This is a genomic window from Pedobacter sp. 01N310 (genome assembly GCF_056399805.1).
On record NZ_JBFTSB010000009.1, the window covers coordinates 18,146 to 42,054 of the forward strand.

Genomic DNA, 23,909 nt, shown 5'->3' on the forward strand with positions numbered 1-23,909 from the left:
CAATCCTACCTTATTGATACAAGATTATATTCGATTATTTGCCGATACCAAGGCCTATACCTGCATTAACCATACTGTATTTTGCCTGAGTATATGAGCCGTAAAATTTAAAGAAACCAAATTTCAGTTGAAAGCCTAAACTACCTCTTACGCCGTCAATATCAGTTTGTTTCACCGAGATTGGATCTACATAAGTTGCATTGCTTGCACCATCTTCAAATTTATAAGTACCAAGCGCTTTTAAATTGGTGTTCGATGTTTGGTAACCGATGCTGGCAAAAGGCGTGAAAAACATAATTTTCTTTGAAACGATGGCATCAAAATTTACGCCATTGAATTTAGCATCAATACGCTGATCTGAATTTGAAGTATTATTGATATTCAAAGGCAAATTATATTTATACTGCGTAAAGCCACCGGCAATGGCAATGTCTACAGGAATCAGTTTTTCTGTTGTTGAACCCATAAATAAGGGTAAAAGTTCAATTTTGGCACCAAAACCGATCATCGATAAGCTTCCCAGGTCGTTACCTAATTTAATCTTCGGCATTGCTCTTAAAGTAACATCAATGTTTTTGGGTAAGCCCAAAGTAGCCTGTATCTGAGCTGAAGGCACTACATGAAACCCCACTCCCTGAGGTAAGTTGAAAAATTTACCTGTAGGAACGCCACTGCTTGTATAAATTTGCATTTTACCACCTTCATGGTCATCACCAAATGCAGTAGGACCTATAGATGATGCACCAGGTGCAGGTTTGATATTACTTAAACTCAAGGTATTTACATCATAACTTCTGGCCGATTGTGGAACAAATGCTGCAGAGGCCGAAACCCTTACATCGAATTTTAAAAAACCTTTCGATTGAGCGGTGTTCGACCATCCATCGGTTAAACCCAGGCCTAAACCTTTATACAAAGGATCAAAATAGGCATTAACCAGTTTGGTCGCATCTGCTGGTCCGCCCACAAACAAGTCTCCAACATCTTGTTGGGCACTTGCTTTTTGAGTCATCACTAATAAAAATAAGGCACATATGGCCTTTAAAGCGTAGCATTTTTTCATATAGAAAATTTAGAATGTTTTGATTGTGAGTAAAGATAAGGCTGTTTTTTCGAAAACTGCAATCATTGAAAAATTCTTGAAGTTAAAAGTTTATTTTTGCGCCATGGAAAATGTGGTCGAATTGCAGGAATCAGAAGAACAGGAATTATATGAACATTTAAAAATTATTGTAGATAAGGGGCAATCGCTGCTTCGTATCGATAAATTTTTGATGGTGCGCGTAGAAAATGCCTCCCGAAACCGTATTCAAAATGCAATTGATGCAGGTAATGTATTGGTTAACCAGAAACAGATCAAAGCGAGTTATAAGGTTAAACCTTATGATGAAATATCTATCGTTTTACCTCACCCACCGCGCGATACCGAAGTTTATCCTGAAGATTTACCGCTTGATATTATTTACGAGGATAGTGATCTTTTGGTGGTGAATAAAGCTGCAGGAATGGTTGTACACCCCGGTTTTAATAATTATACCGGAACTTTGGTTAATGCTTTGGCATTCCATTTTGAGCAACTGCCTCAGTTACCTGGCAATGATGGCCGACCAGGCCTAGTGCACCGCATTGATAAGGATACCTCGGGTTTATTGCTGATCAGTAAAAATGAAAAGTCGATTACACACCTTGCACGTCAGTTTTTCGACCACAGCATTACCCGTAAATATATTGCACTGGTTTGGGGCGATATCGAAAACGATGGAACGGTAACCGGTTACATTGGTAGAAGTGTGAAGGATCGCCGTGTGATGGATATTTATGATGATGAAGAAAAAGGAAAATGGTCTGTAACGCACTATAAAGTATTAAAACGTTTGGGTTACGTTACTTTGATCAGTTGTGAGTTAGAAACAGGTCGTACGCACCAGATCAGGGCGCATATGCAACATATTGGTCATCCACTTTTTAACGATGCAATGTACGGTGGAGATAAGATTTTAAAAGGGACTACGTTTAATAAGTACAAACAGTTTGTAGATAATTGTTTTGAATTGCTGCCCCGTCAGGCTTTACACGCACAAAGTTTGGGTTTTATCCATCCCAGCACTAAAGAGTATATGTATTTTGAATCGTCATTGCCACCCGATTTTAAAGCTGGCTTAACCAAATGGGAAAATTATATCGCTACATCATAAAATATGCTTCAGGAGTACCTTTTATTTAATGATGAATTTCAGGCGGTAGATGCCCCGATTTTAACGGCTTCGAACAGAAGCTTCAAATTTGGCGATGGACTGTTCGAAAGCATGCGGATGATTAATAATAAGCTGCAATTTGCCGATTTACATGCCGATAGATTAACGGCTGGCATGAAAGCGCTTAAAATTGACGGTCATGCTTTAATGGACGATTATTTTCTGCGCCAAAAAACTGCCGACCTGGCCAAAAGGAACAAGTGGAATGGCAATGTCCGTTTTCGCCTTTCTGTATACAGGGGTGGAGCTGGCGTTTATACACCCGAAATTAATAAAGCAGGTTACATTTTAGAAGGTATTCCCTTAAAAGCATCCACATACGAGTTGAACAGCAAAGGTTTGATCATTGATGTTTTTGATGAAATGACCAAACCGGTTAATAAACTCTCGAATTTTAAAACAGCCAATGCGCTGCTTTATGTCATGGCCGGAATTTTTAAAAGCCAAAACCGTTTGGATGAGGCAATGATTCTGAACCAATATGGCTTTCTTTGCGAAAGTATCAGTGCCAATGTTTTTGTCGTATATAACAAACAGATTTATACGCCGTCGCTAGCTGAAGGTTGTATAAGCGGTGTAATGCGTACGGCCATTATGCAGTTGTGCAAAATGAACGATATGCCTTTAATCGAAGCGCAGATCAATCCCGAAATATTAAAAGAAGCCGAAGAAGTGTTTATTACCAACGCAACGCAAGGCATTCAATGGGTAATGGGTTACGGCAGGAAGCGTTATTTTAACGAGGTATCGAAATTTTTGATCGAGAAATTGAATAATTTATAGTGCTATCCCACGATTTGTAGCGCACGGATTACCTTGGTCGTCATGCTGAATTTAGTTCAGCATCTATCATATCCTTAAAAACTGTTCAATTTTTTTGGAAAGCAAAACCTGTAGTGCTTCGGTTTGGGCTGGTCCCGGCCTTTGCTTAATCCCGATAAAATTTGCTTTACAAGATAAACTATACTTAATCGGGATAACGCTGCCGGTCGGGTTTATTTAACCCTAAACAGAAGCACTTTTGTGGCCACTTAAACCCGATCAAAGCGGGATGTTCCCGATTTTACATCGGGATCAAATTTGCAGAAGCGGGAGCGGGGCTGTCTTAAGCCTAAAGCCACTGCAATTGCTTTCCAAAAAGAATTGTTCATATAAAATACTGTCGTCATGCTGATCCGATAGTTATCGGATTTAGTTCAGCATCTTTTATGCTATAAAGACCCTGAATTAAATTTACTGCGTAGCTTTCCGCTGCGCTACAGGTCAGCATGACGACCGTTCATAGATAAATTACAACCGCATTCCCCTTAAAAAATCTTCGATCAGCATTCGTTTTTTTCCTTCGTATTGGATATCTAAAAGTTTGATAAAACCATCTTTTGCGGCAAATTTCAAATAAGTTTTACCATCGGTTAAAAAGCCTCCGGCTACAATGCCTGGCTCTTTATCTTCTATTTCGGCCTTAAATACCTTTAAATTTTTTTCATTGAGTAAGGTAAAAGCAGTTGGGTAAGGGCTTAAACCGCGGATTAAATTATGGATGGTTTGCGCCTGGTTGTTCCAGTCGATTTTGCAATCTTCCTTAAAAATCTTCGGCGCATGTTTTAAATCACCATTTTGTGGCTGTGGCTGCTCTATTATATTATTGGCTTCGATAGCAAGTAGTGTTTTTACCAGGAGATTTGCGCCAACAACCATCAGTTTATCATGCAACTCACCCGCAGTTTCGTCGTCGGCAATGGGCACACTGTCGCTAAGGATGATATCACCGGTATCAATTTCCTGTTTAAGGAAAAATGTAGTTACGCCACTTTCCTTCTCTCCATTTATAATGGCATGGTTAATCGGGGCTGCACCACGGTATTGCGGTAATAACGAACCATGTAAATTGATGGTTCCTTTAGCCGGCATATTCCAAACTATTTCTGGTAGCATTCTAAAAGCCACTACCACTTGTAAATCGGCTTGGTAAGATCTTAGTTCTTCAATAAACTCAGGATTTTTTAACTTTTCAGGCTGTAAAACAGGAATTCCTTTTTCTACAGCATATTTTTTTACTGCACTTTCATTCAATTTTTGGCCACGGCCTGCAGGTTTATCTGGCGCAGTAACCACAGCAACTACATCGAAATTGGCTTGTACCAAGGCATCTAAAGAGGCTACCGCAAAATCGGGCGTACCCATAAAAACTATTTTCATAAAGAAAGTGTTGTGTTTCTAAAAATAACGTGGCTACCCACGTTTAAGTTTTGCAAAATAACTAAAAATAAACCCATACTTATAGGCAAAAATGGTACAAGGCAAAGATGTTGTTAAAGCAAACGGATTGGTGTACGTTACCGATACCATGCCGGGGATTTACCGGAAAGGGAAACCGGGAAAGTTTTATTACGAAGATAAAGAGGGCAACAAAATTACCGAAGAGAAACACCTCGACCGGATAAAGGCCTTAGTTATTCCACCCGCATGGCAAAATGTGTGGATTGCCAGTAAGCCAAATGCATATTTACAGGTTACTGGTATTGATGCTGCAGGCCGGAAACAATATAAATACCATGCAAAGTGGACCAGCCGCCGATCGGAGGCTAAATATTTCCGTTTATTGGAATTTGGAAAAGCATTGCCCAATGCACGGAAAAACCTGGAAAAAGACCTCCGCAGAAAAGATTTCGATGAACGCAAAGTATTGGCCATTTCTGTAGATGTACTGCAAAAAACACTAATCCGTGTGGGTAACGAAAGTTATAAACAGCTTTACGGTTCTTTTGGCTTAACTACACTTCGAGATAAGCATGTTAAAATCGAAGGAAGTAAAATTACCATGGATTTCGTTGGAAAAAAAGGTGTTCGGCAAAAAGTAGAGTTAAATGATCGGTCGCTGGCAAAACTGGTCAAGAAATGCAGGGACATTCCCGGGCAGGAATTATTTCAATTTTATTCGAACGGGAAAGAACATAAAAGTATCGATTCAGGCAAAATAAACGCTTACATTAAAGAAATTACAGGCGATGATTTTACGGCAAAGGATTTTAGAACCTGGGGTGGAACATTAGAAGCGTTGCGCCAGTTTTCGAAGTGCAGTGCTGATGAAGATTTTAACTTAAATTCAAAAAAAACAATTGTAACGGTTTTAGATTGTGTAGCGAAAAAATTAGGCAATACCAGGGCTGTTTGCAAGAGTTCTTATGTATATCCGTTATTGCTCACCGCTTATGAAAACAATGAGCTTAGTAGATATATCAAGAAAATGAATAATAACAAAACAACCGGTAAATTAGGCTTGGCACACGATGAGAAAATTTTATTGTCGTTTTTAAAAGCAAGTAGTAAATAGACAAAATGATATAAAAATCGTCATTTAGAGCGGAGTGAAACGCAGTCGATAATCTGTTCTAAATGACCATATTAAGTCATACTCCAGTTGCAATGATAGTGCTTTTAAAATTATTCTTTAGGTGCCTTTTTTATCGGATGAACCGGCTGCTCCTCTAATTCTCTTTGCTTAGCCGGATTATTTGTTTTTGGTGCTTTATTAGGGGTGCTGTCGTTTTTATGCCTCACCGTTTTATGGTCAACAGGCTCCCTGCCTTTGGGCACTTCTTCCTGGTAATTGCTTCCTGGTTTATCACTTTTAATTTTCGGACCGCTCATAGCTAAAATGATTGAATGATTAAGTTTTTGAATGATTGAATAGCACAGCGCTTATCAATCATCTATAATAACAAACCTCTTTCTATTAAGTTTGAAAATAATTGCAAGGGGCAATCCGATCATTCAGTCATTCAATCCCTCTCTCATTCAATAATTAATTGTATAGCAAATATTTCTTCCGCATGGTTTTGTATGCACTTAGTCCTGGTTCCCAGCTCGCCCTAATTTCTGCTTCACTTTTTCCGTCGATTACCTGTTGCCTGAAATCTGCCACACCAACTAATCTTTCGATAGTACCCATTTCTTTGCTCAGCTTGGTGTTAAAGAAATCTTCTTTTCTTGGGGATGCCTTGTACAGTTCGATTAACCAGCTGATGTTTACCTGTTTCGATTTTACCAGTTTTGAGGTATCGTAAGTTCTTAAATCTAAGCCATAACAAACCTGATCCTGAAACAATGGTGTTTCTGACATTCCTTTTATACTTTTCGGCGTAAAACTGAAATCGAATTTCCCTTTAAGGTACGGTGCCCCAACAACAGTAAATGGAAACATCGTTCCGCGGCCGTGGTTTAAATAGGTGCCCTCAAATAAGCAGGTAGATGGGTAAAGTAAAATAGATTGCTGTGTATTTAGGTTAGGAGAGGGTTTAACTGGTAAAGTATACTCCATATCATGGTCGTAATTGGCATTTTTGATAATGGTAATCTTGCATTTCACCTTATCTTTCAACCAGCCTTCGCCATTTAACATCTGCGCATATTCGCCAACCGTTAAGCCATGCGCAATAGGGATAGGTTGCACGCCAATGCCCGATTTAAATTTTGGGTCTAAAATCGGCCCATCAATTAAATAACCATTTGGATTGGGGCGATCTAAAATCAACAGCGTTTTATTGTTTGCTGCACAGGCTTCCATAACGTGCTGTAAGGTATTGATATAGGTATAAAAACGAACACCAACATCTTGGATATCAAACACCATAATGTCGATATCTGCTAAATCTTCAGTCGTTGGTGTACTGTGTTTACCATAAAGCGAGATGGCTTTTATACCTGTTTTGGTGTCAACATCATCGTTAACGGTAACGCCTGCACTGGCATTACCTCTAAAACCGTGCTCAGGACCAAATATCTTCTGGATTTTAACACCTCGTTTCAGCAGGCTATCAACCGAAGTCTGCGTACCGATAATTGATGTGGGGTTAACCACCATACCCACACGTTTTCCTTTTAGAAGCGGGAGGTATTTTTCGGTCTGTTCTGCACCGGTTTTAATTGTCGATGGCAGTTTAACAGTCCTGATCATCAGTTTTCTGTTTTCAGGGCTTTTCTTTCCAAGAACTTCCTGTTCAAGTGGTTTGGGTTGTCCGCAGGCCGATAATGCAATTAAACTGGTTAAAGCAAAGCTGATGTAATTTTTCATTTTGAGTATTATTCTAATCTTCCGGTATTATAACAAAACAATTTACAATATATTTCAATTATGCTATTGGTATTTTCTTGTTACAACTTAAAAATTGATGTTTAAAGTTGGTTATTTATTTCCGAAAATGCCATTTTTAAAAAGGAATTGAGCATTTTTGTTAATACAAATTGATTAAATTGAATTTCGAATATTTCATCGCAGGGCGGATAGCCATTAAATCTGAGCGTACTTTTTCAAAACTTATCGTGCGTATTGCAATAGCAGGCGTGATGTTGAGTTTGGCTGTTATGATTCTCTCTATAGCCATTATAAAAGGCTTTAAAACTGAAATTCAGGATAAAGTAAGAGGCTATTTGGGCGATGTGCAAGTGACCCGTTACGATCTGAATAATTCTTTTGAGCATTCTCCCTTCGTACTTGATGGAGAAACAAAAAAAATGCTCAAAAATAATCCTGACATTGAATATTATTATCCTTTTGCTACAAAACCTGCTATCCTTTCGGCAAATAATGAAATTGAAGGCATTAATTTTAAAGGGATCGACAAAAACTATAAGTGGGATTACATTAAGCAGCATATTATCAGCGGAACCATTATCGATTTTTCTGACAGTACAGCTGCCATGCAAGAACTGCTCATCTCGAATTATACGGCTAATCGTTTAAAACTCAAAACCGGTGATGATTTTATCATGTATTTTGTTCAAAACCAGTTGCGGCCGCGTAAATTTAAAATTGTAGGCATTTATGATATTGGTGTAGAAGATATTGATAAGGGTTTTGTACTTGGCAACCTGAATATAATTAAACGCCTGAATAACTGGAACGCCAACGAAATTGGTGGTATAGAAATCAGGATTAATGATTTTAACAGACTTAAGCCTATTGCCAATAATATTTATGAAAAGCTTCCACGCAATTTGCGCTCGTATTCTATCGAAGAAAATTTTCCTAATATATTTACCTGGTTAGGTCTTCTTGATGTAAACACCAATGTGCTTTTAATCCTGATGTTAATTGTAGGTGTAATTAACATGGTTACCGCATTGTTGATTATGATTTTGGAGAAAACAAATATGATCGGGATGCTAAAATCTTTTGGGGCCAGTAACTGGAGCATTATGAAAATTTTCCTTTACAATGCGGCTTATTTAATTGGTATTGGCTTATTACTGGGGAATATTCTGGGCTTAGGACTTGGTTTTTTACAGCAGGCCACTCACATTTTCAAGCTTAACCAGGCCTCCTACTTTTTAGCTTATGCACCAATAGAATTTCATTTTATTGATGTGCTGCTGCTTAATATCGTTACGGTAGTGGTATGTTTAACGGTCTTGATTATCCCTTCGCTATTGATCAGTAAAGTTTCTCCGCTTAAAGCAATCCGATTTAAATAAGGAAAAAACTTGGGTCACCGGACAGATCATTTTCCGATGCCCAAGCAAACCTAAACTTAAGCTCTTGTCAACTCAACTTTTACAGTTGGTGTGTTATCACTTTTCTGAAGCTGAGGATATGGTGTAATGTCAATTAATTTGAGTGAATAATCTATGCCGTTAATTTTAAGGTTTGCTACACCCTCTAAGGTGCCACAATCTCCTTTGCATAAGATAATTTCCTGATCAATGTTATTAGATGTTAATTTGAAAAAAGCTTTTGCACCACCAGCGCCAATGCAATCAGCATTTATTGGGCAACGGCTATCGCTAATCGATTTTAATACTAATGTAGATGCACCGATTGATTTTGAAGTATTGATTTCAAATTCGTAATTCGTCGTTTTTGTTTCAGATTTCTTCTCACATCCAAAAACAAAACTAGATAAGACAATAAAGAAGAATATTAAATTTTTCATTTAGATGAGGATTAACTACTTCTTTTTAAAATATATTCATAATCTACTGTAGCGTAAGAGGTAGCCGGAGAAAAATCTGTTTGAAGCTTAAACCTTTTTCTAAGGGTTAAATCTACTCCGCTGCTTCTAATATCGTATTCGCCATTTAAAATCATATTCCAATCAAAATCTGCTGTCCAAACGCCCTCATCTGTAAAATATCCGATCCCGTTCTTAAAGTTATAGGTTCCCTTACCTCCCGATGGTTTTAGGTTAGCATCAGCACTAGGAGTAATGTTGAATTTTCCATCCTGTAACGAGATAGAAATTGGTCGGGTTATCGGCACAGACCTAACACTATTGGTAATTACCAACACACCTGTATAGTTGCCATCCAATAAAACATCCACGGTTGTAGATTTTTTACAGCCTAATGATAGGATCAGTGCAAAGAGGAAAATACAGATTTGAACTTTCATACTCCTTAAACGGAGTTCAAAATGAAAACGCTACACTTAAATTGAAATCCAGTCTATACCTTGTGTACTATGGATAAATTCAGTGCGTGGTTCGAGGTTTAAATATGGATAAGTGACTTTCGAAAGGTATAAACCTGTTGGGTGAGCGGGTAATGATAGTTTTGAGGATTGCAGGGTAATCAGTCCGCCTTCAAATTCATCAAAGCTAAGTTCTCCTTTGCCAACCATTAGCATTTTACCCATAATAATGCGGATCATTTTGCCCAAAAAGCGGTTGCTGGCAATATGAAACCTCAGCCTGTCGCCTTTTGGATTTACAAATAAATCGGCTTCCATTACATTGCAGATGGTATGCTCGTATTTATCAGGATGCGTACAAAAAGCCCTATAATCTTTGTATTGGGGTAATAATTTTACAACGGCTTTCATTTTATCAAAATCTAGATTATTTAATTGATAAAAGGAACTTTGGGTGCTTAAAAAAGGATCTTTATAGGTATGGATAAAATAATCATATTTCCGTTGTACAGCATCAAACCGGGCATGAGGTTTCCCCTCCATTTTAATAATGTCGTATACGGCGATATTATAAGGTAAAGCTTTATTCAGGATGTAAAGCAGATCGAAATCAATCTCTTTTTCAATATCTGCATGGAAAAAAAACTGACTGGCATGTACATGCGCATCTGTTCGCCCACAGCCGTTAATCGCAATCGGCGATTTTAAAATCTTCGATAGGGTTTGTTCAATAACTTCCTGAACGCTTTTTACCCCAGGTTGTTTTTGCCACCCACTAAAGTACTGGCCTTGATAGGCAATGTGAAAGAAATACCTCATTTTTCAGCTGCAATTTTACGGAAATTTTAGCAGCAGGAATATTAAATCATACTTTTGTGTGGTAAATTTTAATCATGGATTTAATAAACTGTCCTTGTGGAAGTGGAGCTGCGTTTAGCCATTGTTGCCAGCCTTATCATTTAAAAGTGAAGGCGGCACCAACTGCAGAGGCCTTAATGCGTTCCAGATATTCGGCTTTTGTAGTAGCTGATGCTGATTATCTTTACGACACCACGCATAGCAGTAAAAGAAAAGGGCATTCGGAAAGTGCTTATTTAAGCAGTGCGAAAAACACCAAATGGCTAAAACTCGAAATTATTTTTTCTGATTTTGATATCGTCGAGTTTAAGGCCTATTATCTGAATAAAAAGTTCCAAACAGAAATATTGCATGAAAAATCTAATTTCAGATTAGAAGATGGGAAATGGTATTATGTGGATGGGGAATTTTATTTATAACAAAAATTCACTCACGTTTTCGGGTGTAATTATTTTAGTCTCCACATTCTCATAGGCATCTAAAAACGTCTTTGGAAATCTTGCATTGGATTTAGCGTTCCATTTAATTTCGTAGGCATTCATTAACCCGTTTCTTTCTTCAATATAATCTATTTCCTGTTGTGCATGCGTACGCCAAAAGTATTGGTTGCAATTAATCTGTTTATAAGCAAGAAGTTTAACCCTTTCACTAATTACGAAATTTTCCCAAAGGGCACCAATGTCCTGTCTTAATACAGCTGGACTAAATTGATTAATTACAGCATTTCTGATACCATTGTCGTAAAAGTAGATCTTTCGGCTTTTCTTTAGCTCATTTCTTAAGTTCCTACTTAAAGATCCCAATCTGAATACAATAAATGCCTTTTCAAGCAGATCGATATACTTCTCTGTTGTTTGATTATCCAGACCTGCTAATTGCCCTAGTTCGTTATATGATACCTCATTGCCTACCTGAAAAGCCAAAGCCTGGATTAATTTCTCCATCTTATCTGGCTTTTGTATTTTCTCCCAGGTTAGGATATCTTTATATAGGTAACTGTCCGATAATTGTTTTAAGCGTATTTCTTCTCCACCTGGATTGTTCACGATTTCTGGATAGTAGCCATAAACCAAGCGATGGTTCAATAATCTTTTCTCTGCAAGTAGACCGTTTTCCTCCACCATTTCTCCGAACGAAAAAGGAAATAGGTTATATTCCCATTTTCTACCAGTAAGTGGTTCGTTAATATGATTGGCTAACTCAAAGGCTGAAGAACCAGTAGCAATTACTTTTACATCTTTAAGTTGATCAATGATTAATTTAATAGATAAACCAATGTTGTCAACTCTTTGCGCTTCATCAATTACCAACGTTTTGGCTTTTCCAAGAAGTGCACGTAAGGAGGTTGAAGTGGTATTGGAAAGTATTGTTCTAATGTCTGCGTCATCACCATTCCACCACATAACAGGTTTAGCAAATTTAGAAGAAAGCTGTTGCAAGAGCGTACTTTTTCCAACCTGCCTTGGGCCTAAAAGGATGATCGCCTTTTCATCTTTTAGATGTTTTTCGATAGAATCTGATATTGCTCTTGAAATCATAATCGCAAATTTAATATAAATTTTGCGATTACATTCGCAAAATTTATATTAAATTTGCGATTCTACTCCTTTTGGCTATAATTTCTTTGCTTCATTCCAATATACATCCATCTCTGTAAGGGTCATATCGGCCAGGGCTTTTCCGTTTTCTTTTGCTTTGGTTTCGAGGTACTGAAAACGTTTGATGAATTTTTTATTGGTTTTTTCCAATGCATTTTCAGGATTGATGTTAATGAAACGTGCGTAATTGATCAAAGAAAAAAGTACATCGCCAAATTCGGATTCTGCTTTTTCGATATCAATGGCCGTATTATCGGCAACGTTAAATTCAGTTTTAAACTCCTGTAATTCTTCTTCTACTTTTTCCCAAACCTGATTTTTATCTTCCCAATCGAAGCCTACGCCGCGGGCTTTTTCCTGAATGCGGGCAGCCTTAACCAAAGCTGGTAGTGAAGATGGAACACCAGCCAAAACCGATTTGTTGCCTTCTTTTAGTTTAATCTGCTCCCAATTGCGTTTAACGTCTTCTTCGTTCTGCACTTCAACATCGCCATAAATATGTGGATGTCGGTTTACCAGTTTATCGCAAACTCCGTTTAAAACATCTGTAATGTTAAAATCATTGGTTTCGGAAGCAATTCTCGAATAAAAAACCAGATGCATCATCACATCGCCAAGTTCCTTTTTAATTTCGTCTAAATCGCCCTCTAAAATGGCGTCGCTCAATTCGTAAGTTTCCTCTATCGTTAAATGGCGCAATGTTTCCATGGTCTGTTTTTTATCCCAGGGACATTGTGTACGCAGTGTATCTAAAACAGTGAGTAAACGTGTAAAAGCATCAGCTGGATTATTGGCACTTGCAGGAATTGGATTGTTAGGCATGTTTTATGGTTGAGCTATATTATCGAACGCTAAAGTACCAAACCCAAGCGATTAAGAAAAGCTGAAAGGGTATTCTGAACCATAAATATTTTGGTCCAAGCCCTGGCTTATACAAATCTTCGTAATTGATGCGGTGTTTGGCAGCATAAATATTGGCAGGTAAAATAGCAATGTAAAAAATAATTAGGGCTATCCCGGTAAAATATCTGGTGCTTTCAATAGCCAGGCCAATGGCAAATAAGATTTCCAGAACCCCTGTTAAAAGCACAATTTCTACTTTTTTAGGAATAAACAAGGGAACCATAGCAGCCATGCTGGTTTTAAACTTGAAATGCCCTATAGCTGTAAAAAGTAACATCACACCCATGGCGATATTGCCTGCAAAAATATTTCCTTTATCAAATGTGGTATGGCCGCCGAAGGCTAATAGGGCAATATAAACGATAAGTAATACAAATAAAGGTTTCATTTATTATAATTTTTACTTACTTGATCAAATTAAAGGCAATTAAAATCGTTGCTATGAATAAGATAACCAAGCCTGATAGAAAGACAAAATCGGCAACTTTTTCTAACTTTTGACTTGCGTTTCTTTCTCTTCTCATAGAGATAAAAGATAAGATACAGCTGGTCATAAAAAACATTACGGCAGCTACTGCAAATTCATCAATGATGGAACCATCGGTAAGTGCGAGTTTTTTTAAAGAAGTAAGCACAATAAAGCAGATGCCCAACAGATTGGCAGAAGTGCTTAAAATATGAGGCGATCTATTTTCGGCCATACTAATCCTTTTCTTCTAATTTAATTTTTTTCGTAATCCGATAAACGCGTTTCTTTTTGTCGGGCTTATGCTCTTCGCCCATTAAAATACCCCAAGGTTTTAAATTATCCACTCTATCGAAGATTATTTTTAATATGGCCAGATAAGGTATGCATAAAAACATGCCCGATATCCCCCAGATCATTTCGCCAACTACAATACCAATAAAGGCGAAGAGTGCATTAATTTTTACTTTCGACCCCACTACCAGCGGCATTAGCACATTTCCATCTACAGCATGAACGCCAACAAAAACGATCAAAACCAGAAGCACTTTACCTGCACCTGCTGTTGCAAAAGTAATCAGGCAGCTTATTAACAGCGCAAAGAATATTCCCAGATAAGGAACCACGTTAAAAATACCGGCCACCAGGCCTAACAGAACCGCGTATTTAACCCCTAATAAGCTCAGTACGGTAATCATTAATACCGTAACAATAAGCATCTGCAGAAATAAACCGATGATGTATTTTTTAATGATATATTGAATCTGACTAACAATTTCTGAAACTTTTTCTTTGTGTTCTTCTTTAAAAACAGAGGTTAAGAAAGTGAATAAAACACGGCGGTAATTTAAAATGAAGAAGGTAAACAAAAGTGTGAAACCCAAAAATAATAGGGTAGAAGATAGTGTGGCCAGGGTGGTAGCAACAATAGCAGCACTGGTAGCCAAAGCTTTTTCGGTACTATCATTTAAATAATCGAGTTGTTTCTGGGAATTTACACCAAAGGTGTGCGAAATCCATTTCTGCAGTTCATGGTACGAAACATTGGCTTTCTCTTTTAACAATGGCCAATCGGCCCATAAATCGCTCAACTGATTGCCAAAAAAATATATAATTCCGCCAATTACAGCGATCATTAGCACTACTGAAACAAGCGTGGATAAACTTCGTTTAAACTTAAATCTATGCTCTAAAAAATTGCCCACGGGCAATAATAAAATTGCCATTAAAAAAGAGAAAAGCAGCGGTGCCAATAGCGATTGCCCTAAAATGGCGATGTAGGTTAAGCTTATTAAACAGAAAAGAACCAAGGCAAGCTTGGGGAGGAACGATAATTTGTCTTTCATATAATTTTAAATCCTGTTTAATCCAAAATGCCCGATTAATTGTTTCACCAATCGGGCATTTAAATATAAGAGATTATTTTTAATAGATACTTGCTTTGTCTAAAAGTGAAATATCTTCTGGCGCTAATTTCAAATTCGCTGCATCCGTAAAAGATTTCAACTGGCTTAAATCGGTAACGCTTGCAATCGGTGCTGTAATTGATGGATGATAAATTAACCAGGCAAGGGCTACCGAAGCAGGCTCAACATGGTGTTTTTCCGCAACCTCATCCAATGCCGCTAAAATTTTAAAGCCACGTTCATTCAGGAATTTTTTAACGCCACCACCACGCTGGCTTTTATTTAAATCATCTTCACTGCGGTATTTCCCTGTTAAAAAACCACTGGCTAAAGAATAATAGGTTACTACGCCCAAGCCATAATCCAGACAGATTTTTTCGTGCTCCTGCTCAAAGTTTTCTCTATCATAGAGGTTGTATCCTGGTTGGTAAACTTCGTAACGAGGTAAACTATGTTCAGTAGAATACACCAGCGATTCTTTCAGCCGTTCAGCAGAAAAGTTTGATGCGCCGATCCACCGTACTTTGCCTGCTTTAATTAAAGTTTCGTAAGCACTTAAGGTTTCTTCAACAGGGGTATTTTCATCATCGTAATGAGAGAAATAGAGATCGATATAATCTGTTTGAAGGCGTGATAATGAATGTTCTACTTCATTTATGATGTAATCTTTCTTTAAAGATTTACCCTGGCCCATATCAGAACCTACCTTTGTTGCAATAATTACGTCGTGGCGTTTATTGTGTTGTTTAAGCCAATTGCCTATGATTGTTTCTGATTCTCCACCTTTATTTCCTGGTGCCCAGCGCGAATATACATCGGCAGTATCGATAAAGTTAAATCCACTTTCTACAAACTGGTTTAATATTTCAAATGATTTTTGCTCATCGATTGTCCAGCCAAATACGTTTCCTCCAAATACAATGGGTGCAATATTTAAATCGGTTTTTCCTAAAATTCTTTTTTCCATGATATGAATGTTAATCTTAAACTAACAAATCTTGGAGCCAGCAGTTTTTGTAGGAGGTCGAAATTATGTCAAAATGAGATGATATTTTTTGGAAAGCAATCAACTTCACTTTTAAAGTTATCCCTTGCCGATCGGTTTACTTTAGTCAGTTCATTGCCGAGGCAAGATAAGCGGAGCCAAAACAATCTTTCTCCATAAATTAAAATGCGTTCTATTTTTTTAGAAAAGCAAGGCCTGTAGTACTTTGGTTAAACCCGTCCCGCCCTTTGCTTAATCCCGATAGATAAACCAATAAATAAAATAATACTCAAATCGGGATAACGCTGTCGGTCGGGTTTATTTTACCACAGATAGTAGTACTGTTTTAGCCTCCTAAACCCGATCGAAGCGAGATGCCGATATTTCATCGGCAGAAGCGGGAGCGGGACTGCAGAGAACCAATAGCTTCTGCTAAGCTTTCCAAAAAAAGAACCTTAAGTTAGGGTATGTTTTAGCTTTTAAACAACAAATTGTTATCCGATAGCTATCGGATGCGAGGCTGGGCAAGCGCCCGCCGAAGCATTCTTATGTCGTAATTTTTGTAAATGCTATTATTAAAGTTCTTTTAATTATCTAAAAACCTCATGCCCTTAACCTTTTAACCTTCAACCTTTGATGGCCCTAAGCATTTCCCTTTTCCCTGGAGCACCAGGTAATTTTTCAATGGTAAATCCGCAGGCTTTAACGGCTCTTTTCAGCTTTCCGGTAATGGCGTAGGTTACAAAAACTCCGCCTGGTTTTAAGAAACTGCAGGCATGTGCAATAATTTCATCGCTCCACATTTCGGGCTGGTGCTGCACAGAAAAGGCATCGTAGTAAATCACATCAAATTTTTGGTCGCTCTGGTATTCGGCCAAGGTAGTATGCGGAATTTCTAAGGTGCAAAGCGAAGTTAATTTTTGAGGTGTTTTTAACGCTTCAGGGTAATTTGAAATAAAATCGGCCCATACTGCTTCAGGAACATACGCGGCATAACCTGTTTGCTCAATTAGATCTGTAGTAAGCGGAAACGCTTCGATACTGGTATAGTTAAGTTTAATATTATTTGCCGCACAATATTCGAAACTTAAAATAAAGTTCAGTCCCGTGCCGAAACCAACTTCCAAAATGGAAATTTCAGTTAAATTGGCAGATGAGAATTTTAGTCCTGCATCAATAAATACGTGTTTGCTTTCCTGTAATGCGCCATGTTTACTGTGGTAATGTTCACCTATAGTTTCATTGTAAAGTGTATTCGAACCATCAGCAGTAGGGGTTATAATATTCATGAGCTAGGATTTTAAGGATTCTTGGATTTTTTCAAGATAATGATGCAAATATAGATATAGGATTAATATGATTTTTGGATTTCAGGATCATGGTGTAGATATGAATGCAGCATTTAAACGATTTCTGGATTTAGGGATAAACTAGCCAGAGATAGGAGGAGGAAAGTTAACCCGCTTTAGTCCTTAGTCTTTTAGCTTTAGTCTTCGGATTCCCTTCCTCTGAATTTTCTCTTTGTCCTTTCAGCTTTAATCTTTTGTTCTTAGCTTTGATCTTACCCTAAACCCTAAACCCTAAACCCTAAAATGGATATCGAATCTTTCAGAGAATATTGTTTGAATTTACCTGGTACAACCGAGGGAATGAAATGGGGACATTTATGCTTCATGATCGAAGAAAAAATGTATTTCATTATCGCTATTGATGAAGATAACAGTTTCTCTATAAAGTGTGATCCTGAAGAGTTTGATGCATTAACGGCTAGAGATGGCATACAACAGGCCCACCATATGGCTAAACGACAGTGGGTACGTGTTGATAACCTGGAGGTATTTAATGAAACAGAACTGAAAAAAAGAGTGGCTGATTCGAGGGCGATGGTTTTAGCTAAATTACCTAAGAAAACACAGGCAAAGTACGCTTAAATTTTAAACTGAAGAATGGAAATATCTTCAATGCAAGGCCCTATACAAGTTTCTTTAAAGCCATAATGTAGCCAATGTGCATACCCTCGTGGAAAGGGATAAAGTTTATTGCATCTTCTATCGAGTTTAATTTCATGCCATAACGTTTATCCCAAGGATCGAACTTTAGAAAAACACCACTCGAGTAATCAGTGGCTAAACGATCCATGCTTTTTAAGAGCGCATCGAAAATAGAATCGATCTCTTCCTGTCCAATAAATTTTTCAGGCTTTGTCCCGCTTAAAAAAGGGCTGAAATATTTTTCCTCAACAATTATCTCAAGTCCAGATCTTATATAACACATATTTTGCTGCGCCGCGGTTAAATGGGCGATATTCCAAATGATGTTATTGTTAAAACCTGTTGGGATTTTGTTTAATTGCTCGATGCTCAAATCTTTTACCAGTTCCAGAATAAAAATTCTGGTGTTTTTAATCTGGGCGATGGTAGCAAGTGTATTAGACATTAATTGTTGTATAGATGGTGATTTACTGCTCGTTTTTGGTTTCCTCTTTGGTTTCTTTCTTTTGTGTATCGTCTTTTTTTATGCCTTTATCAGCATTCAGTTCTTTCGACTTCATGATATTAAAACGGTACATTTCTTCAATCCCAACAAGTTTCCGTGTACATTTATCAATGTCGGTTCCTTCTTCCCATAAATAAGGCCGAAAGCTATAGGTTTTGGTGCCATCTAGATTTGCAATAAACTGGTTCCAGCTGCTCCAACGTAAGCCTTTATAAAATTTAGAAAGATCACTATCAAAGCAAAAAACAAGAAACTCACCATAGCCAGCCCCAAGCGGTTGCCAGGTTAGGCTGTTAGGCTCCAGGTAATACACGTTTTTAATGTCTTTACCCAGGCCGCCATAATTGATGGCAAAGAAGCCACCTACAGCGTCATCGGCAATTAACAGGTATGGGATGTTATCGCCATATTCCTTTATGGTTTTTCCTTTGTTCCATTCGGCAACATTTCGGCTCAATCTTTCGCTGCCCGAACCTAAAATTCTAATCCAGCCGTTATCAACCATAATGCCTCCGGTATTGTAAATTACCGAGCCAAGTGTAGCATAGGTTGTCATTTGTGAGTTATATAAAACTTCTTTTGCTTTTGCAGAATCAACTGGCAAAATCTCCACCTTGTTTTTGGCAGAATCGATCCACTTTTTTACCAACGGCCATGCCGGATCGGTTTTATTTACCAATGCTTCAAGACTGATTAAATTATTCTCTTGAGCAAAGGTTATTGAAGAGAATAAAGTTAAACTTAGAATAAGAATTGTTTTGAATGCGCTTCTCATGAAAAAGGGGCTTATGTTTTCCAAAGATAGAATGATAATTAAGAATTGTTGAAAGGAGCGGGATAATTTTTGATTAATCGTGCAGGCGGATGTTACCATCCGACTGATTTATTCAACATCTAAAAAGAATTGATTAATTCGATGAATTGAAAATTTCAGCCAGTGTCAGATGGTAACATCCGACACCACGCCTAAAAAAGAATTGATTAATTCGATGAATTGAAAATTTCAGCCAGTGCCAGATAGTAACATCTTACACCACGCTAATAAAACAAAACGCCCCAATAAATCGGGGCGCTTGTCATATAGGGATGATATAAAATAATTGACTATTGAGTGAAAAAGCCTTAAACACTCCACCTTTTAACCCTCCACCTCAATCTACCACATTCTAATTCTGTCTTCTGGCTTTTTGTATAACTTATCGCCAGGTTTAACATCAAAAGCATTGTACCATGCATCCATATTTACAGGTGCACCGATAGTACGGTACGGTCCTGGAGAATGTGGATCGGTTTTAATTAACTGAGCGGCACTTTCTGGTAAAATATTACCTCTCCACACCTGCGCCCAGGCAAGGAAGAAACACTGATCTGGCGTAAAACCATCAATTTTCTCATTGCTTTGACCTTGTTTAGTCATTTTAAAAGCAGTATAAGCCGCGTTTAAGCCCCCTAAATCGCCAATGTTTTCGCCCATAGTCAATTTACCGATTACATGAACAGTATCCAATACGGTATAACCATCAAACTGCTCGCCTAAAGCTTTTGTTTTAGCATCAAATTTGGCTTTGTCTTCAGCTGTCCACCAGTTTTTTAAATTACCAGCAGCGTCGTACTGACTTCCGCTGTCATCAAAACCATGGCTCATTTCGTGACCAATTACCGCACCGATACCACCGTAGTTAACGGCATCATCGGCATTTGGATCGAAGAAAGGAAACTGTAAAATACCTGCAGGGAAAACAATTTCGTTCAGGGTAGGGCTGTAATAAGCATTAACCGTTGGAGGGGTCATGCCAAAACGTTTGCGATCTACAGGTTTACCTAACTGATCAACCATTTCGTTGTAACCCCAAACACTTGCATTACGTAAGTTTTGGAAGTAGGTGTCTTTATTAATTACTAAACCATCGTAGTTTTTCCATTTTTCCGGATAACCCACTTTTGGTGTAAATGCATTGAGCTTAGCCAATGCTTTTTGTTTGGTTTCAGGGCTCATCCACTCTAAACCATTAATTCTGATTTCGAAAGCTTTACGCAAGTTCACAATCATCTGGTTCATACGCTCTTTAGCTTCCGGCTTAAAATACTTGGCTACATAAAGCTGGCCCAATAATTCGCCAATAGTGCCATCGGTTAAAGATGACATGCGTTGCCAACGTGGTGTTTGTACTTTCTGACCAGTTTGTGCCTGTGTGAAAGCGAAACTTGCCTTAACAAATGGAGAACTTAAGCTCGATGCTGAACCTTTTAAAATGTTCCACTCCAGATAAGTTTGCCAATCGGTAACAGGAACCGATTTCAACATTCCGTCCAGGCTTGCCATAAATTTAGGCGATGAAACCAGAACGGTATCTTGATTTTTGATTTTAAATTTAGGCAAATAGGTTGTCCAGTTAATGTCTGGAGTTTTTTTGTTCAGTTCTGCAACGGTAAGTTTGTTGTAGGTGGCGTAAGGATCACGCATTTCTAAACGGCTCATCTGCGCTTCGGCAAATTGCTTTTCAATATTATAAACGGTTGCCGCTTTTTGTTTTGCTTCTTCAGGGGTACTTCCTGTTAAGGTAAATAGCGTAACCATATAGGTGTTGTAAGCCTCGCGTATTTTAACACTGCGGGTATCATCTTTCAGATAATAATCACGATCGGGGAGTGTTGTGCCGCCCTGACCAATATTCACCATGTACTTGTTTACATTCTTGCGGTCTTGGCCAACACCCAAACCGAACATTCCACCGCCTAAACCATTGGTTCGCATGTAAGCCACCTGATCTAGCACACCTTGAATATTCTTAATCTGCTTAATTTTCTCTAAATCCGCTTTTATTGGCGTATAGCCTAGTTTTTCTATGGTTGCACTATCCATGGCAGCCGTATAAAAATCGCCAACTCTACGCTTCACCGAACCTGCAGGAGCAGATTTATCAGCAGCTGCATCTTCTACCAAAGATTTAACAGCATTGATGTTGAAATCGCGAAGTTCGTTAAACGAACCCCAACGCGTTTCTTTAGCAGGAACTGGATTGTTTTTTACCCACGTACCACTTGCGTAGGTGTAGAAATCGTCGCCTGGCTTAACGGAAAGATCCATGTTAGCAGGGTCGATAAATTTTTTAGTCTGTGCATTTGCAGAAAAGCCTGCAGCGACTATACCTAGCGCCGCAAAACATCTTTTCAAATTTTGGTATTTCATTCGCTTAATAAGTTAGTAATTATGCGAAATTTATGAAATACTAATTAATACTGGTGTTATATATTAAGAATATTACTTGTTAAACCAGTAGTAAATTTTTGCTAAACCAAGTCGCCTAATAAGTTCGGACGCTGAAAAAGAAATTTTAATAGATTTCATGATTTTAAATCTTTTATACACTATTAACAATTTTTAACAAAATTTATTGTGCGCTTGTAAAAATTATTGCTATTAAGAACGATTCGGGATAAAACATTTTATTTTCCATAAATTTGAAAACGGTTATCTAAACCTGCGAGGTTTTATCGATAATAAATAAAAATGATGTTTAGCATACAATAGATATAATGAGCCACTCACACGATAAAGAAGATAGCTGTTGCAGCAGTAAAGTACATTCCGCTCCAAAACATAACCACGATCATGCACACGAAGAAGGCGACGAACACGACCATGATCATGGTGGAGATCCGTCGGCCTTTCAAACTTATCTGCCAGCCATTGTAACATTGGTTATGCTGCTGATCGGAATTGTGTTTGATAATCTATTTACAGTTCCTGCATTTCAGATCATCCGGTCTTATTGGTACATAGTAGCTTATTTACCTGTGGGTATTCCGGTTTTACGTGAGGTTTGGGAAACTTTTAAAGCCAAAGATTTCTTTACCGAATTCTCTTTAATGTCTATCGCTACAATCGGTGCCTTTGCCATTGGCGAATACCCAGAAGGTGTAACGGTAATGCTTTTTTATACCATTGGCGAATTGTTTCAAATGGCTGCAGTAAACCGTGCCAAAAGGAATATTAAAGCATTGCTTGATGTTCGCGCAGATATAGCACATGTATTCCGTAATGGAAAATACGAAGATGTTAATCCCGAAAAGGTAGAAATTGGCGAGACCATACAAGTAAAGGCCGGTGAGAAAATCCCCTTGGATGGAGAACTGGTCAGTGATAAAAGCAGTTTTAATACCGCCGCTTTAACGGGCGAAAGTAAACCGCGTACAATTATTAAGGGCGAATCGATTTTGGCCGGAATGCTTAATCTGGATAAAGTAATCGAAGTAAAAGTAACCAAGGCTTTTGCCGATAGTGCGTTGTCGCGCATTTTGGAAATGGTTCAGAATGCCACTACGCGTAAAGCTAAAACCGAGCTCTTTATTCGCAAGTTTGCTAAAATATATACACCAATTGTTTTCTTTTTAGCCCTCGCGCTGGTTACTATCCCGATTTTGGTTTTAGGAAGCGAATATCATTTCCAAACCTGGTTGTATCGTTCACTGGTTTTCCTGGTAATATCTTGCCCCTGTGCGCTGGTGATTTCTATTCCATTAGGATACTTTGGTGGCATTGGTGCTGCATCGGCAAATGGGATTCTTTTTAAAGGCTCTAATTTCCTCGATTTAATTACCAAGCTGAATATCGTTGTAATGGATAAGACCGGAACCTTGACAAAAGGTGTTTTTAAGGTTCAGAAAGTAGAAAGCAGTATCGATGAAGCAACATTTTTGAATTTATTAACTGCTGTTGAAGCAAAATCAACCCATCCAATTGCCAAGGCCATTGTAGAATACGCAGGCCAGAAAGAAATTCATCCCGCCGAAAATATTGAGGAAATTGCTGGAATGGGCTTAAAGGGATCCGTAAATGGCAAAGCGGTTTTGGCTGGGAACACAAAGCTTTTAGAGAAATTTAATATTGCCTTTGATGCCAAGATTACAGCTATTGAAGAAAGTATTGTGGTTATTGCCGTTGACGGAAAATATGTAGGATATGTTTTAATTGCCGACGAAATAAAGGAAGACGCTGCAGAAGCCATCAAGCAGCTTCACGAAAACGGAATAAAACAGGTAGTGATGCTGAGCGGTGATAAAACCTCAATCGTTAAAAAAGTTGCAACTGCTTTAGGTATTGATACTTATTTTGGCGATTTATTACCTGAAGATAAAGTAGCCAGGCTTGAAGAAATTAAAAGTGATAAAAGTAAGGTAGTGGCTTTTGTGGGCGATGGAATAAATGATACGCCTGTATTGGCCATTAGCGATATTGGTATTGCCATGGGGGCAATGGGGAGCGATGCTGCTATTGAAACGGCCGATGTAGTTATCCAAACCGATCAGCCTTCTAAAATTGCAACTGCGGTTAAAATCGGTAAGGCAACCAAAAAGGTTGTGATCCAGAATATCGTATTGGCATTCGCGGTAAAAGCATTGGTTTTAATTTTAGGTGCCGGTGGTATTGCCACCATGTGGGAGGCCGTTTTTGCTGATGTTGGTGTTGCACTTTTGGCCATTTTAAATGCGGTGAGAATACAGAAAATGAAGTTTTCTTAATTGGTTAATTG

24 protein-coding genes are annotated in these 23,909 nt (G+C 38.1%); 7 read left to right on the forward strand and 17 right to left on the reverse strand.

What is annotated here, in order from left to right; translation table 11 throughout:
- Positions 1 to 34: 34 nt before the first annotated feature.
- Positions 35 to 1,063 carry a DUF6588 family protein gene (locus AC1DNH_RS17695; protein WP_477625538.1) on the reverse strand — a complete coding sequence of 343 codons (1,029 nt, stop codon included), beginning with the start codon at positions 1,061 to 1,063 and terminating at the stop codon, positions 35 to 37.
- A 103-nt stretch (positions 1,064 to 1,166) separates the two neighbouring features.
- Here AC1DNH_RS17695 and AC1DNH_RS17700 point away from each other — a divergent pair, with 103 nt between their 5' ends.
- Both AC1DNH_RS17700 and AC1DNH_RS17705 read left to right on the forward strand, forming a co-directional pair.
- A complete protein-coding gene (locus AC1DNH_RS17700; protein WP_477585687.1) occupies positions 1,167 to 2,195 on the forward strand; it encodes an RluA family pseudouridine synthase in 1,029 nt (342 codons plus the stop codon).
- Positions 2,196 to 2,198: 3 nt separating this feature from the next.
- Positions 2,199 to 3,038 (forward strand): aminotransferase class IV, encoded by an 840-nt coding sequence (locus AC1DNH_RS17705; RefSeq protein WP_477610760.1) that lies wholly within the window; start codon positions 2,199 to 2,201, stop codon positions 3,036 to 3,038.
- Positions 3,039 to 3,545: 507 nt separating this feature from the next.
- Here AC1DNH_RS17705 and fmt read toward each other — a convergent pair.
- Positions 3,546 to 4,454, reverse strand: coding sequence for a methionyl-tRNA formyltransferase (fmt, locus tag AC1DNH_RS17710; RefSeq protein ID WP_477584205.1), 909 nt, complete (start codon positions 4,452 to 4,454; stop codon positions 3,546 to 3,548).
- A 91-nt stretch (positions 4,455 to 4,545) separates the two neighbouring features.
- On the opposite strand from fmt, the gene AC1DNH_RS17715 reads away from it, so the two are divergent.
- A complete protein-coding gene (locus AC1DNH_RS17715; protein WP_477584203.1) occupies positions 4,546 to 5,589 on the forward strand; it encodes a DNA topoisomerase IB in 1,044 nt (347 codons plus the stop codon).
- A gap of 110 nt (positions 5,590 to 5,699) precedes the next feature.
- Here the strand turns inward: AC1DNH_RS17715 and AC1DNH_RS17720 are convergent, their stop codons facing one another.
- On the reverse strand, positions 5,700 to 5,906 hold the full coding sequence (locus AC1DNH_RS17720) for a hypothetical protein (RefSeq protein ID WP_029279784.1): 207 nt from the start codon (positions 5,904 to 5,906) through the stop codon (positions 5,700 to 5,702).
- A gap of 154 nt (positions 5,907 to 6,060) precedes the next feature.
- Positions 6,061 to 7,329 (reverse strand): exo-beta-N-acetylmuramidase NamZ family protein, encoded by a 1,269-nt coding sequence (locus tag AC1DNH_RS17725; RefSeq protein ID WP_477584201.1) that lies wholly within the window; start codon positions 7,327 to 7,329, stop codon positions 6,061 to 6,063.
- Positions 7,330 to 7,508: 179 nt separating this feature from the next.
- Here AC1DNH_RS17725 and AC1DNH_RS17730 point away from each other — a divergent pair, with 179 nt between their 5' ends.
- Entirely contained in the window at positions 7,509 to 8,729 is a 1,221-nt protein-coding gene (locus AC1DNH_RS17730) for an ABC transporter permease (protein ID WP_477609148.1), read from the forward strand.
- A 56-nt stretch (positions 8,730 to 8,785) separates the two neighbouring features.
- Here AC1DNH_RS17730 and AC1DNH_RS17735 read toward each other — a convergent pair whose 3' ends face one another.
- From AC1DNH_RS17735 to AC1DNH_RS17745, 3 genes are read right to left on the reverse strand one after another with little or no spacing between them, the layout of a single operon-like run.
- The gene (locus AC1DNH_RS17735; RefSeq protein ID WP_477585584.1) at positions 8,786 to 9,187 is read right to left on the reverse strand and encodes a hypothetical protein; all 402 of its coding nucleotides are present in this window, start codon (positions 9,185 to 9,187) and stop codon (positions 8,786 to 8,788) included.
- 11 nt (positions 9,188 to 9,198) lie between these two features.
- Entirely contained in the window at positions 9,199 to 9,645 is a 447-nt protein-coding gene (locus AC1DNH_RS17740) for a hypothetical protein (RefSeq protein ID WP_477585586.1), read from the reverse strand.
- A 36-nt stretch (positions 9,646 to 9,681) separates the two neighbouring features.
- Entirely contained in the window at positions 9,682 to 10,482 is an 801-nt protein-coding gene (locus AC1DNH_RS17745; protein ID WP_477609150.1) for a tRNA pseudouridine synthase A, read from the reverse strand.
- Between the two features lie 74 nt (positions 10,483 to 10,556).
- Between AC1DNH_RS17745 and AC1DNH_RS17750 the strand changes: the two genes are divergently transcribed.
- Entirely contained in the window at positions 10,557 to 10,940 is a 384-nt protein-coding gene (locus tag AC1DNH_RS17750) for a YchJ family protein (protein WP_477609152.1), read from the forward strand.
- Here AC1DNH_RS17750 and AC1DNH_RS17755 read toward each other — a convergent pair.
- The 7 genes from AC1DNH_RS17755 to mnmC2 all read right to left on the reverse strand — a co-directional run bounded on the left by AC1DNH_RS17755 (position 10,935) and on the right by mnmC2 (position 17,168).
- On the reverse strand, positions 10,935 to 12,059 hold the full coding sequence (locus AC1DNH_RS17755) for an ATP-binding protein (RefSeq protein WP_477609154.1): 1,125 nt from the start codon (positions 12,057 to 12,059) through the stop codon (positions 10,935 to 10,937). The genes AC1DNH_RS17750 and AC1DNH_RS17755 overlap by 6 nt on opposite strands.
- Before the next feature lie 75 nt (positions 12,060 to 12,134).
- Positions 12,135 to 12,941 (reverse strand): nucleoside triphosphate pyrophosphohydrolase, encoded by an 807-nt coding sequence (gene mazG, locus AC1DNH_RS17760; protein ID WP_477609156.1) that lies wholly within the window; start codon positions 12,939 to 12,941, stop codon positions 12,135 to 12,137.
- A 19-nt stretch (positions 12,942 to 12,960) separates the two neighbouring features.
- Entirely contained in the window at positions 12,961 to 13,410 is a 450-nt protein-coding gene (locus tag AC1DNH_RS17765; protein ID WP_477579020.1) for a DoxX family protein, read from the reverse strand.
- A 16-nt stretch (positions 13,411 to 13,426) separates the two neighbouring features.
- Complete coding sequence (locus AC1DNH_RS17770; protein WP_477579019.1) at positions 13,427 to 13,723, reverse strand: hypothetical protein; 297 nt, start codon at positions 13,721 to 13,723, stop codon at positions 13,427 to 13,429.
- 1 nt (position 13,724) lies between these two features.
- Positions 13,725 to 14,834, reverse strand: coding sequence for an AI-2E family transporter (locus AC1DNH_RS17775; RefSeq protein ID WP_477625539.1), 1,110 nt, complete (start codon positions 14,832 to 14,834; stop codon positions 13,725 to 13,727).
- Positions 14,835 to 14,913: 79 nt separating this feature from the next.
- On the reverse strand, positions 14,914 to 15,861 hold the full coding sequence (locus AC1DNH_RS17780) for an aldo/keto reductase (RefSeq protein ID WP_477579015.1): 948 nt from the start codon (positions 15,859 to 15,861) through the stop codon (positions 14,914 to 14,916).
- Positions 15,862 to 16,505: 644 nt separating this feature from the next.
- On the reverse strand, positions 16,506 to 17,168 hold the full coding sequence (gene mnmC2, locus AC1DNH_RS17785; RefSeq protein ID WP_477579013.1) for a tRNA (5-methylaminomethyl-2-thiouridine)(34)-methyltransferase MnmC2: 663 nt from the start codon (positions 17,166 to 17,168) through the stop codon (positions 16,506 to 16,508).
- Between the two features lie 303 nt (positions 17,169 to 17,471).
- Between mnmC2 and AC1DNH_RS17790 the strand changes: the two genes are divergently transcribed.
- A complete protein-coding gene (locus AC1DNH_RS17790; protein ID WP_477579012.1) occupies positions 17,472 to 17,810 on the forward strand; it encodes an MmcQ/YjbR family DNA-binding protein in 339 nt (112 codons plus the stop codon).
- 40 nt (positions 17,811 to 17,850) lie between these two features.
- On the opposite strand, the gene AC1DNH_RS17795 is transcribed toward AC1DNH_RS17790, so the two are convergent.
- The 3 genes from AC1DNH_RS17795 to AC1DNH_RS17805 form a co-directional block, all read right to left on the reverse strand.
- Positions 17,851 to 18,315: a DinB family protein gene (locus AC1DNH_RS17795; protein ID WP_477579010.1), complete on the reverse strand. Its 465-nt coding sequence runs from the start codon at positions 18,313 to 18,315 to the stop codon at positions 17,851 to 17,853.
- A gap of 22 nt (positions 18,316 to 18,337) precedes the next feature.
- Positions 18,338 to 19,150 carry a DUF2625 domain-containing protein gene (locus AC1DNH_RS17800; RefSeq protein WP_477579008.1) on the reverse strand — a complete coding sequence of 271 codons (813 nt, stop codon included), beginning with the start codon at positions 19,148 to 19,150 and terminating at the stop codon, positions 18,338 to 18,340.
- A gap of 381 nt (positions 19,151 to 19,531) precedes the next feature.
- Positions 19,532 to 21,565, reverse strand: a complete 2,034-nt coding sequence (locus AC1DNH_RS17805; RefSeq protein WP_477579007.1) for a M13 family metallopeptidase — start codon at positions 21,563 to 21,565, stop codon at positions 19,532 to 19,534.
- 347 nt (positions 21,566 to 21,912) lie between these two features.
- Between AC1DNH_RS17805 and AC1DNH_RS17810 the strand changes: the two genes are divergently transcribed.
- Complete coding sequence (locus AC1DNH_RS17810) at positions 21,913 to 23,898, forward strand: heavy metal translocating P-type ATPase (protein ID WP_477610793.1); 1,986 nt, start codon at positions 21,913 to 21,915, stop codon at positions 23,896 to 23,898.
- Positions 23,899 to 23,909: the final 11 nt, after the last annotated feature.

Bases quoted from the DNA above. Each gene is read 5' to 3' on its own strand.
- AC1DNH_RS17810 (WP_477610793.1), top strand. From the start codon at position 21,913: ATGAGCCACTCACACGATAAAGAAGATAGCTGTTGCAGCAGTAAAGTA.
- AC1DNH_RS17720 (WP_029279784.1), bottom strand. From the start codon at position 5,906: ATGAGCGGTCCGAAAATTAAAAGTGATAAACCAGGAAGCAATTACCAG.
- fmt (WP_477584205.1), bottom strand. From the start codon at position 4,454: ATGAAAATAGTTTTTATGGGTACGCCCGATTTTGCGGTAGCCTCTTTA.
- AC1DNH_RS17735 (WP_477585584.1), bottom strand. From the start codon at position 9,187: ATGAAAAATTTAATATTCTTCTTTATTGTCTTATCTAGTTTTGTTTTT.
- AC1DNH_RS17770 (WP_477579019.1), bottom strand. From the start codon at position 13,723: ATGGCCGAAAATAGATCGCCTCATATTTTAAGCACTTCTGCCAATCTG.
- AC1DNH_RS17695 (WP_477625538.1), bottom strand. From the start codon at position 1,063: ATGAAAAAATGCTACGCTTTAAAGGCCATATGTGCCTTATTTTTATTA.
- AC1DNH_RS17725 (WP_477584201.1), bottom strand. From the start codon at position 7,329: ATGAAAAATTACATCAGCTTTGCTTTAACCAGTTTAATTGCATTATCG.
- AC1DNH_RS17795 (WP_477579010.1), bottom strand. From the start codon at position 18,315: ATGTCTAATACACTTGCTACCATCGCCCAGATTAAAAACACCAGAATT.
- AC1DNH_RS17765 (WP_477579020.1), bottom strand. From the start codon at position 13,410: ATGAAACCTTTATTTGTATTACTTATCGTTTATATTGCCCTATTAGCC.
- AC1DNH_RS17715 (WP_477584203.1), top strand. From the start codon at position 4,546: ATGGTACAAGGCAAAGATGTTGTTAAAGCAAACGGATTGGTGTACGTT.
- AC1DNH_RS17775 (WP_477625539.1), bottom strand. From the start codon at position 14,834: ATGAAAGACAAATTATCGTTCCTCCCCAAGCTTGCCTTGGTTCTTTTC.
- AC1DNH_RS17750 (WP_477609152.1), top strand. From the start codon at position 10,557: ATGGATTTAATAAACTGTCCTTGTGGAAGTGGAGCTGCGTTTAGCCAT.
- AC1DNH_RS17800 (WP_477579008.1), bottom strand. From the start codon at position 19,150: ATGAGAAGCGCATTCAAAACAATTCTTATTCTAAGTTTAACTTTATTC.
- AC1DNH_RS17745 (WP_477609150.1), bottom strand. From the start codon at position 10,482: ATGAGGTATTTCTTTCACATTGCCTATCAAGGCCAGTACTTTAGTGGG.
- AC1DNH_RS17740 (WP_477585586.1), bottom strand. From the start codon at position 9,645: ATGAAAGTTCAAATCTGTATTTTCCTCTTTGCACTGATCCTATCATTA.
- AC1DNH_RS17790 (WP_477579012.1), top strand. From the start codon at position 17,472: ATGGATATCGAATCTTTCAGAGAATATTGTTTGAATTTACCTGGTACA.
- AC1DNH_RS17705 (WP_477610760.1), top strand. From the start codon at position 2,199: ATGCTTCAGGAGTACCTTTTATTTAATGATGAATTTCAGGCGGTAGAT.
- mazG (WP_477609156.1), bottom strand. From the start codon at position 12,941: ATGCCTAACAATCCAATTCCTGCAAGTGCCAATAATCCAGCTGATGCT.
- AC1DNH_RS17805 (WP_477579007.1), bottom strand. From the start codon at position 21,565: ATGAAATACCAAAATTTGAAAAGATGTTTTGCGGCGCTAGGTATAGTC.
- AC1DNH_RS17755 (WP_477609154.1), bottom strand. From the start codon at position 12,059: ATGATTTCAAGAGCAATATCAGATTCTATCGAAAAACATCTAAAAGAT.
- AC1DNH_RS17780 (WP_477579015.1), bottom strand. From the start codon at position 15,861: ATGGAAAAAAGAATTTTAGGAAAAACCGATTTAAATATTGCACCCATT.
- AC1DNH_RS17700 (WP_477585687.1), top strand. From the start codon at position 1,167: ATGGAAAATGTGGTCGAATTGCAGGAATCAGAAGAACAGGAATTATAT.
- mnmC2 (WP_477579013.1), bottom strand. From the start codon at position 17,168: ATGAATATTATAACCCCTACTGCTGATGGTTCGAATACACTTTACAAT.